This window comes from Parafrankia sp. Ea1.12 (assembly GCF_900465275.1).
GTDB lineage: Bacteria > Actinomycetota > Actinomycetes > Frankiales > Frankiaceae > Parafrankia > Parafrankia soli.
Genome location: NZ_UBIZ01000562.1, coordinates 1 through 7,667, shown reverse-complemented (window position 1 = coordinate 7,667; position 7,667 = coordinate 1). Strand labels below are relative to the sequence as shown.

Annotated in this window: 8 protein-coding genes; 1 reads left to right on the top strand and 7 read right to left on the bottom strand. The window is 74.2% G+C overall.

The window, feature by feature from the left end; genetic code table 11:
- From FMEAI12_RS31475 to FMEAI12_RS31465, 3 genes are all read right to left on the bottom strand, one after another.
- Positions 1-725: TetR/AcrR family transcriptional regulator (locus FMEAI12_RS31475; protein WP_200835470.1), on the bottom strand; the 725-nt coding region annotated here is incomplete at its 3' end.
- 721 nt (positions 726-1,446) lie between these two features.
- Positions 1,447-1,968: a tRNA (adenosine(37)-N6)-threonylcarbamoyltransferase complex ATPase subunit type 1 TsaE gene (gene tsaE, locus FMEAI12_RS31470; RefSeq protein WP_112108866.1), complete on the bottom strand. Its 522-nt coding sequence runs from the start codon at positions 1,966-1,968 to the stop codon at positions 1,447-1,449.
- Between the two features lie 146 nt (positions 1,969-2,114).
- A complete protein-coding gene (locus FMEAI12_RS31465) occupies positions 2,115-3,380 on the bottom strand; it encodes an alpha/beta fold hydrolase (protein ID WP_071066125.1) in 1,266 nt (421 codons plus the stop codon).
- 216 nt (positions 3,381-3,596) lie between these two features.
- Here FMEAI12_RS31465 and FMEAI12_RS31460 point away from each other — a divergent pair, with 216 nt between their 5' ends.
- The gene (locus FMEAI12_RS31460; RefSeq protein WP_071066126.1) at positions 3,597-3,902 is read left to right on the top strand and encodes a hypothetical protein; all 306 of its coding nucleotides are present in this window, start codon (positions 3,597-3,599) and stop codon (positions 3,900-3,902) included.
- Positions 3,903-3,936: 34 nt separating this feature from the next.
- On the opposite strand, the gene alr is transcribed toward FMEAI12_RS31460, so the two are convergent.
- The 4 genes from alr to FMEAI12_RS36815 form a co-directional block, all read right to left on the bottom strand.
- Positions 3,937-5,079 carry an alanine racemase gene (alr, locus tag FMEAI12_RS31455; RefSeq protein WP_071066127.1) on the bottom strand — a complete coding sequence of 381 codons (1,143 nt, stop codon included), beginning with the start codon at positions 5,077-5,079 and terminating at the stop codon, positions 3,937-3,939.
- Entirely contained in the window at positions 5,076-6,611 is a 1,536-nt protein-coding gene (locus FMEAI12_RS31450; protein ID WP_112108865.1) for an NAD(P)H-hydrate dehydratase, read from the bottom strand. Before FMEAI12_RS31450 ends, alr begins: the two co-directional genes overlap by 4 nt.
- A 104-nt stretch (positions 6,612-6,715) precedes the next feature.
- Positions 6,716-7,258 (bottom strand): SWIM zinc finger domain-containing protein, encoded by a 543-nt coding sequence (locus tag FMEAI12_RS31445; protein WP_071066129.1) that lies wholly within the window; start codon positions 7,256-7,258, stop codon positions 6,716-6,718.
- 185 nt (positions 7,259-7,443) lie between these two features.
- A partial coding sequence (locus tag FMEAI12_RS36815; protein ID WP_160144365.1) for a hypothetical protein occupies positions 7,444-7,667 on the bottom strand: 224 nt, incomplete at its 5' end.

Below are 7,667 nucleotides of genomic sequence, written 5' to 3'. Positions count from 1 at the left end.
GGCACGGGGGCCGGGGGAACCGGGCCGGCGGCGGGCGCCTGCGCACCGGAGCCCGCCGGCGGGAAGGCCGGCCGTAGGGGGGTCCAGCCGGTGTAGCCGAGCATCCGCAGCGCCGAGGCGGTGAGCTTCTGCGCGACCTGCTCGACCGACCAGCCGAGGGTGTCGAGCAGGTCGACGATCACCCGCTCGTCGAAGACCGAGGCCCACAACAGCACCGCGTACTCGGGCTCCTGAGGCGGCAGCACGCCGTTGTCCACCAGGCCGAGCACGACCGGCGCGAGCACCTGGTGCAGCTTGGAGACGAGGTCGTCACGGGCCTGCAGCCGGGCGAGGTACCCATGGGCGGAGCGCACGTGCACCGCCGCCCGCCCCCACCGCGCGGCCGAGCGGACCCACACCTCGCAGACGACCTCGAAGTTGCCCAGGTGGTCCTCACCGACCGCCAGGGCGCGGATGTCGGTTACCAGTACGTCGATGAGCTGGAGGTAGTACACGTCGAGGGCGTCGTGGACGTCGACGAAGTGGCGGTACGCGGTCGCCGTCGAGACGCCCGCCTCCGCGGCGAGGTCGACGAGGCTGAAGCGGCGCCCGTTGCGGGCGAGGAGCCGGCCCACGGCGTCGAGCAGATCACGCCGGCTCGCGAGGAAGTCGCTGCGTGTACGGCGGGACCGGGTCGACCGCTCCACCGGAGCGTCCACAAGGTCGGCAGCGGTGCTGCTGCGCACTCGCCCCCCTCTCCCGGCCACAACGGGCCATCCCGGTTCTCCGCGGCCCTTACATGAAGCAGTCAGGCCGCTACATGCATGAACTTCGCGCCTACGCCGCCAATATAGCGGAACAACTCATCAACTACGGAACGTTGACTATTTGTCCTCAAGCGCTACTTGCCACGACACGCCCACCCGAGACGCGGTATAGGAACGGGGTCGGGGGCGAACATTAACACTGGGACATCTGACCTTAACATGATCTAGGTCGCCCGCTGCTATGCGACGGCTCACGTCCGACCGCCAACGCCATTCCGGAACGGCAGCGAAAATTCACCGCCGGTGAGCCCCCGTGTTCCTGGAATCACTTCACCGGGTTACCCGAACATGCCCACCCGAATAGGTGCTAGGACGGCGCGGAGCCCGGCGGCCTGCCTGGCCGTCCCGGGAATTCCACCGACGGGGGCTGGTTCCCGCGCCACGGGCGCCCGCCGCACCGAGACGGTTCCCGCCCTCAGGACATCGCGGCATCGCGGCCGGCACGGGTCCGGGCGCGGGTAGCGCGTCGTGCGTGCCACGATCCCGGCGGCACGCCCGGCCACCACCAACAGGCCGGCACCAACAGGTCGACGCGATCCGGCCCGAGCTCGACAGCACCCGACCCGCCGCCCGGCCCGGTAAGAGGCCGGCACACACCGGCGGACGCCGACGGGCCGGGTGCACCGATGGCACGACTCGGCTAACGCGCCGCGGGCCCCTGCGGGTGCGGTGTGCGGTCCGGAGTGGCCAGCGCGGTCAGCCGGGCGGCCCAGTCGGCCCCCTCGGGCCGCAGCCGCACCCGCCGCACATCGCCGGTCTCGTCGCCGGACGGACGGCTGATCTCCACCCGCAGATGGGCCGCGGCCATCTGCTCCACCAGCCCGGAACCCCACTCGACCGCGCACACCGACCGCCCGAGATCGGCGTCCAGATCGAGATCGTCGACCTCGGCGGCGCCACCGAGCCGGTAGGCGTCCACGTGGACCAGCGGCAGGCGGCCGTCGGTGTGCACCCGGGCGAGGACGAACGTCGGCGACGTCACCGGGGAGCACACCCCGAGGCCGGCCGCGAGCCCCTGGACGAAAACGGTCTTGCCGGCGCCCAGCGGACCGTCCAGGATGATCAGGTCACCGGCGCGCAGCAGCGGCGCGAGGCGCGCACCGAGCGCACGCATCTGGTCGGGATCCTCGACCGCGATCTCGGGGACGGCGGGCGTGGTCATCGGTGCGTATCCGTCCTCGTCCGTGGTTCTTCGTATGTCGCCGGCGCGCCGTCGTCACCCGGCCCGCCGTCGGGCGTCGCGGAGCCGGGTCCGACGCCGGCGCGGTACCGGGCCGACGTCACGTACCGCTCCCCGCGGGCCCGCCGTCACGGCCCGACGGGGTCGGGCGCCCGCAGCGGTGCCCGGCGCGGCGGGCGGACCCGTTCGACCAGGTCGCGGATGGCGGCGTTCACCGCGGCCGGTCGTTCCAGCATGACCGCGTGCCCCGCGCCCTCCTCGACCCGCAGCTCGGCGTCGGGCAGCAGCTCGGCGAGGGTCAGGCTGTGCGCGAGCGGCGTCATGAGGTCGCCGTCCCCGACCAGCAGGATGGTGGGAGAGCCGCGGAGGTTGACGGCGGCGTCCAGCTTGTCATGGTCGAGCAGGGTGGACATGAAGGAGGCCATGACGGTGATCGGCGTGTCCCCCACCATCGTCTCCAGGAACGAGACAACGGACGGGGGCACATCGGTCGAGCCGAAACCGATCCGCCGGGTGATCTCCCAGGAGAAGTCGCTGCCCCGCCGGCGGGCGCGCTCGAACAGCGACGGGGCGCTGCGCATGCCGATCGCGAGCCCGGGTAACACCCGGCGCACGCCGCCCGTGATCAGTGCTGGTAGGCCGAAGGTCACCCGGGGGAGATCACCCGCGCTGGTCGAGATGAGCGCCACCCCGATGACGCGGTCACCGAAGAGCTCCGGATGCTCCCCCGCCAGCGCGAGGATCGTCATGCCGCCCATCGAGTGGCCGATCAGGACGATCGGACCTTCGGGGACCCGCTCGGTGAGGACCTGGTAGAGGTCTGCCGCGAGCTGGTCGATCGTGCAGTTCGCCGCCTCGGACGGGCCGGAGCGGCCGTGCGCGCGCTGGTCGTAGAAGACCATCGGACCCAGGTCGCGCAGGGCGCGGTACTGGAACACCCACGAGTCGCTGTTCACACAGAAGCCGTGCACGAAGACCAGCGTCGGCGCGGCGGAGCCCGCTCCGGATCGGGGCGGGGGGTCCTGCGCGGTCTCCTCCACATACAGCGGGACACCGTCCGCCACGGCGACCACCATGTCGGCCCGGCCGCCGATCGGGCCGACCCGTTCCCGGTCCGGCAGGTCGGGTACGGCCCGGTGGCGCCGCACGGCCCGGCGCTCGGCGATCAGGCCGGCCGCGATCGCGGCTCCGACCAGGCCCACCGTGCCACCACGGCGCGCGGCCCGGGAGCCCGCGGCGGATCCCGTTGCCCGGGCCACCGCCCGCGCCGCGCCGGCGGTCGCGGTCAGGGCGCCGGCAGCCCCCGCCGAGCCGACCGAAAGGGCGGCACGGGCAGCGCCAGCCGAGCGGACCGAACCGCCGGTGGAACCACGATCGGTTGGGGCGCCTGCCACCGTCTGCCCACCTTCCGGCCATAGAACGCACGACACCCCGATGATGCCCGATGGTGCCCGATGCCCGAAAGCGATGTCATGAGCAGACCCGGGAGTACACGTCTCGGCGCAGGCGGATACCCGACAGGGGATCACAGAGATCCACCGGGTCCGCTCCGCGATCCTCCGCTAGCGTGGACCTGGTCGAGCCGTGTGGTTGCGACCAGGGGAGGCGTCGTGAAACTGCGGTGGCGGAAGAGCAATCTGACCACGTCGCCCACGTATGGCGGCGCTGTCGATCTCGACGAGGATCTCGACGAGATCGATGACGACCTCGCCGAGGCCGGTGCCCAGCCGGCCGCTCCCGCCCAGAGCGGGCCGGTGATGCTGACACTGACCACGCGCGACGAGATCGAGAAGGCCGCCGAGCGCGCGGCGAACCCGCAGCCGGTCCGCCGCCGGATGGAACGCGGCATGTTCGGGGGCGCCACAGCCGGCCACGAGCACGGCGGCGGCGCGTGCGGCACCGGCGGCTGCCGCTGACCAGACGTCCCGGCCGATCAGGCGTATCCGGCGGTCAGATGTAGACGCGCGGTACCCGCGGGCCGATCCGGGTGACGATCTCGTAGTTGATGGTGCCGAGCGCGCGCGCCCAGTCGTCCGCGGTCGGCTCGCCCCGGTCGCCGGGGCCGAAGAGGATCACCTCGTCGCCTACGCGCACCGGGTCGGCACCGACATCCACGACGAACTGGTCCATGCAGACGGTGCCGGCGATGCGCCGCCGGCGCCCGCCCACGAGCACCTCGGCCGTGTTCGTGGCCGAGCGGGGGATGCCGTCGGCGTAGCCGAGCGGGACGACGGCGAGGCCGGTCTCCGCCGACGTCCGGTAGCGGTGCGCGTAGGACACTCCGGTGCCCGCCGGCACCCGCTTCACCAGCGCGGTGCTGGCGCGCAGCGTCATCGCGGGCCGCAGCCCGAACGCGGACGGCGGCCCGACCTCGGGCCCCGGCGACAGCCCGTACACCGACACGCCCGGCCGGACCATGTCGAAGTGCGCCTCCGGGCTGACCAGCGTCGCGGCCGAGTTCGCGAGGTGGCGCACCTGCGGGCGCAGCCCGGCCTTGCGGGCGACGTCCACCGCGTCGCCGAACCGGCTGATCTGCGCCTGGACGGTCGGGTGGCCGGGCGCGTCGGCGAAGGCGAAGTGGCTCCACACGCCCACGACCTCGATGAGCCCGTCCGCCTCGAGCGCCGCGGCGCTGTCGCACAGGCCGGGCCAGTCCTCGCCGGTGGCCCCGGCCCGCCCGAGGCCGGTGTCGATCTTGAGGTGCACCCGGGCGGCCCGGCCGGCGGTGCGGGCCGCGGCGGCGAGGTCGTCGAGCGCCCAGCCGGCGGACGCGGAGAGGTCGACATCCGCCGCGATGCCCGCGGCGAGGCGCTCACCCGGCGCCGCCAGCCAGGAGAGCACCGGGACGGTGATCCCGGCGGCCCGCAGCGCCAGCGCCTCCTCCAGGAAGGCCGTCCCGAGCCAGCTCGCGCCGGCGTCCAGGGCGGCCCGGGCGCAGGGCAGCATTCCGTGCCCGTACCCGTCCGCCTTGACCACGGCCATGGTCGCGGCGGCGCCGGCGCGGGCGACCAGGGCCGCGACCGAGTCGCGCACGGCGTCGAGCTCGATGGCCGCGTAGGCACGCGGCGGGTGCGATGGGGGCTGCGGGCTCACCCCTCGACGCTAGCAAGCAGGTCCTCGACGACCCCGGGCAGGAGCGCGGGCAGGTCTGCGGCGGCGAGCGGCACGGGCCCGCGCTCCCCCGCCCGGCCATGCAGGAACGCGCCCACGGCGGCCGCCTGCGGCGCCGGCAGGCCCGCGGCCAGCAGGGAACCGGCGAGTCCGGTGAGAACGTCACCGGATCCGGCCGTTCCCAGCCATGGCGTCCCGGTGAGGTTGACGAGGGCCTCCCCGCCGGGGGCGGCGATGATCGTCCGGTTGCCCTTCAGCAGGACGACGGCGCCGAGGTCCCGCGCCGCCTGGCGGACGGTGCCGAGACGGTCGGCCCGCAGGCGCTCAGATGTGCCGGCCTGGTCCCAGCCGAGTGCCGTGCCGGTCAGCCGGATGAACTCGCCCTCGTGCGGGGTCAGGACGACGGCGCCCGCGCGGTCCCGCAGCACCGCCGGGCGGGCGGCGACGGCGGACGCGAGCGCGTCCAACGCGCCGGCGTCCACTAGCAGGCCGCTCTCGGTCTGCTCGAGCAGCGCGTCGACGAGGCGCCGGGTGGCCTCGTCCGGTACGAGGCCGGGGCCGATCGCCCACGCCTGGACCCGGCCCACCCGGAATCCGTGCTGACGGTGATCGAGGCGGGGGACGCGGAGGCGATGCTCGGGGTGGGCCCGGCGGACGTAATCGGCGGCGCCGGCCTCGGCGACCACCCGCAGGTAGCCCGCGCCGCCGCGCAGCGCGCCGCCGACCGCCAGCACCGCGGCTCCCGGGTACCGGTCGCTGCCGCCGACGAGCCCGAGCACGCCGCGGGAGTACTTCGAGTCGGCCGCGACCGGGACGGGCAACAGCCGGGCCACGTCGACGTCCTGCAGGGCTCGTAGGTCGGGCTCGGGCAGGGTCAGCCCGATGTCGACCAGCTCGACCCGCCCGGCGTGGACAGCTCCGGGTCCGACCAGCAGGCCGCGCTTGTACGTGCCGAAGGTGACGGTGCCGGCCGCCCGCACGGCCCCCTCCGCCACCGCGCCGGTGTCCGCGTCGACCCCGCTGGGCACGTCCACGGCCACCGTCCGCCGGGCCGGCGCGAGCGTGGTGAGCCGGGCGTACGGCTCGCGCAGCTCGCCGCGGCCGCCGATGCCGAGCAGCCCGTCCAGGACGAGGTCGGCGGAGTCGAGGAGGTCGGCGGCCGCGTCGGCGCCCATCCCCTCCGGTGCGGGCGGGTCGACCGGGCCGGTGCGGTGCAGCCGCCCGCCGGCCGCGAGGAGGGCGGCCGTGCCCTCGGGATGGGTCCGGCCGGGAGCGAGGGCGTGGACACGGGCGCCGCGGGCGGCCAGCCGGGCACCGGCCCACAGCGCGTCACCGCCGTTGTCACCGGAACCGGCGAGGACGACGATCCGGGCGCCGTACACCCGGTCGACGCGGCGGACCGCGTGCGAGACGAGACCGGACACGGCGCGCTGCATGAGCCCGCCGGAGGGCAGGGACGCGAGCAGGGGCGCCTCGGCGTCCCGTACCTCGGCAACAGTGTGTGCTTCGAGCATGCGGTCATGCTCCCGCCGGGAGTGCCCCCGGTCGCGCAGATCGACCCCAGGCGCGGCGCGATGCCGGACGGCCCCGCGCCGCGCGTACCGCGGCGGCCCGTCGGTCAGACGGCTCCGTGCTGGCGGCCGTGCCAGGCCACCGTGGCCTCCCAGAGCACGTCCGCCACGACCTCGTTCTCGTCGGCGGCGTCGAGGAGCGTCTCGACCAGCTCCGCCCGCGGGACGCGGCTCAGGAACACCCTGATCGCCGCGTGCACGGGATCGTCGGCGAAGAGGTCCTCGGTGTGGCCGTCCTCCTCGTCGTCGTCCTCCGCCATCCCGGCCGAGCCCGTGGCGACCAGCGCCACCGCCACGGCATGGCGGCAGAAGACCCCACCCGAGCTGTCGGAGCAGGTGCACGTGGAGCCGGGACCATCGTCGCCAGCCTCCAGGCGGACCTGCTGGTGCCCGTCGTCGTCGACGGTTCCCGACGCGTTGGTCGGCCGGATCCGCAGCTGCTCCACCCGGCCGAGCAAAGCAAGGCTGACGCCCTCCATGAAGACGGCAGTGCCCGCGCGCTGGGCACACGCGCGCTCCTCGAAGGCGGCCTCGAGGGGGGTGACCGCCCCCTCACCGTGCCCGTCGCCCTCCGACGCCGAAATGATCATTCACCAATCCTACGGAACGACGGGACTGGTCTGCCCGCTAGGTGGAGAGGAAGGGTAGCCATCCGCTCCATCGCGATATATCGTGAACGTACGCGAAGCAACGCGACCCACTTGCTAAGGAGATCACAATGAGTTCACACGCCATGCCGGGATGGGATGCCCGCTGGGACACCTGGGGCCGGTACCTACCGTTCGACCCCACCCGGCTCCTGGATCCCGCCCGACTTCTGGCACTCGCCGAGGCGGCCCGAGGCTCGTGCCGGCCGGGCGAGCACAGCCACGTGCACGGCGAGCACCGCGGCCATGCGCACGGTGAGCACCGCAGCCACATGCACGGTGACCACGGGCCCGGCGAACACGGTGGCGACCACGGCCCCGGCCCGCGCGGGCGCGGTGCTCGCCGTGCACG

Excerpts from the sequence above, each read along its gene's own strand:
- tsaE (WP_112108866.1), bottom strand. The coding sequence starts at position 1,968 with ATGACCACGCCCGCCGTCCCCGAGATCGCGGTCGAGGATCCCGACCAG.
- FMEAI12_RS31450 (WP_112108865.1), bottom strand. The coding sequence starts at position 6,611 with ATGCTCGAAGCACACACTGTTGCCGAGGTACGGGACGCCGAGGCGCCC.
- FMEAI12_RS31445 (WP_071066129.1), bottom strand. The coding sequence starts at position 7,258 with ATGATCATTTCGGCGTCGGAGGGCGACGGGCACGGTGAGGGGGCGGTC.